Annotated in this window: 3 protein-coding genes; all 3 read right to left on the reverse strand. The window is 58.5% G+C overall.

All coding sequences use genetic code 11. The annotated features are described in order from the left end of the window. Window positions 1–303, reverse strand: a 303-nt coding sequence (locus ABT24_RS09845; RefSeq protein WP_286737762.1) for a hypothetical protein, incomplete at its 3' end; no start/stop codon positions are given. Window positions 304–365: 62 nt separating this feature from the next. Next, complete coding sequence (locus ABT24_RS09850; RefSeq protein WP_276732622.1) at window positions 366–689, reverse strand: type II toxin-antitoxin system HicB family antitoxin; 324 nt, start codon at window positions 687–689, stop codon at window positions 366–368. 60 nt (window positions 690–749) lie between these two features. After that, on the reverse strand, window positions 750–1,106 hold the full coding sequence (locus ABT24_RS09855; RefSeq protein WP_276732617.1) for a HepT-like ribonuclease domain-containing protein: 357 nt from the start codon (window positions 1,104–1,106) through the stop codon (window positions 750–752). Between the last annotated feature and the right edge of the window lie 52 nt (window positions 1,107–1,158).

Consider the following 1,158-nt stretch of genomic DNA (forward strand, 5'->3'; position numbering starts at 1 on the left):
AACCAATTCGCGATCCTTTACGCCGAGCGATTCACCCAACCCATTGCGTAAGATGACCACCGACTTTCCCACCGCGTCGCTCGGTTCGTCGCAAGCGCCAACCGACGCCGTGGAAAAGTCTCCCAGCGCCTCGAACACAAAAATCCGGACAGTCCCGCTCATGTATTTTTTTGCGCGAAGCGATGCCTTTGTGGGCTCGCGTTCTGACAACAAGGTTCTCCTGCGATCAAAACAGGTGGTGACGATGCGCCAAGGATCAGTCTGCAGGTTGATGATGACGCGCCTATGGGCAAGTCCTCCCATGCCTCATGAATCGCATGCGTCATTACACGCGATGCGCAGGAGCGGGATGATCGGGTGCTACATCAGGCGGCCAGCTTCGCGCTGGCTAGCCGGTTCAGGCTCACCCCCTGCTCTGCGGCCTGGGTTGCAAGTGAGCGATGAACTTCCGGAGGGATGCGCACGCGGAACTGGCCGCTATAGTGCTTCTCGGCCAAGGGCTGCGGAATATCCTCCTCGTATTGGCGCATGTCTTCGACACTCTGCGCGACGATCCGTCGAATACCCTTGAGGGCGGCTTCAGGCGTGCCAGCCAGCCAAGACAGCGAGGGAAATTCCGCACACAGGCCCACATGCTCGCCATCTTCTGGCGACCACGTGACGCGATAAGTGTAGTGATCAGCGTTCATTTCGCGTGCCTTCCAGTTTCTCAATGGCAGCGAGCATCTGCCGCTCAGCACGGGTCAGGGTTACGCACCGTTGTGCAGCTCGCGGATCGGTTTCTCTAAATCGGGCAAATCGTTTCGGATCGTCTTCCAGACCAGCGACAGGTTGATCGTCATGTATCCGTGAGAGACGCGGTTGCGCATGGCAATCATGGTGCTCCAGGGGATGCTGTGATGCTCGGCGATGAACGCGGGGGAAGCCCTCCCGATATTACGGGCCGCTTCGCCGATGACCTCGATGTTGCGAATCGCAGCATCCTGGACGAGTCTGTTCTTCAGGAAGCTGTCTTCATCCATCCCAGCGGTGTATTCCGCAATGCGGTTGATGGCCTCGAGAATGTGGACGATGTAGTCGGGAATGCGCAACTCGGCGCGTTTCATACCGCGCGGGCCTCTGCAAGCACCACGGCACGGAACTTCTCAGGGAGATCAC

The sequence above is a fragment of the Thiomonas sp. SCN 64-16 genome (assembly GCF_001725585.1).
Taxonomy (GTDB): Bacteria; Pseudomonadota; Gammaproteobacteria; order Burkholderiales; family Burkholderiaceae_C; genus Thiomonas; species Thiomonas arsenitoxydans.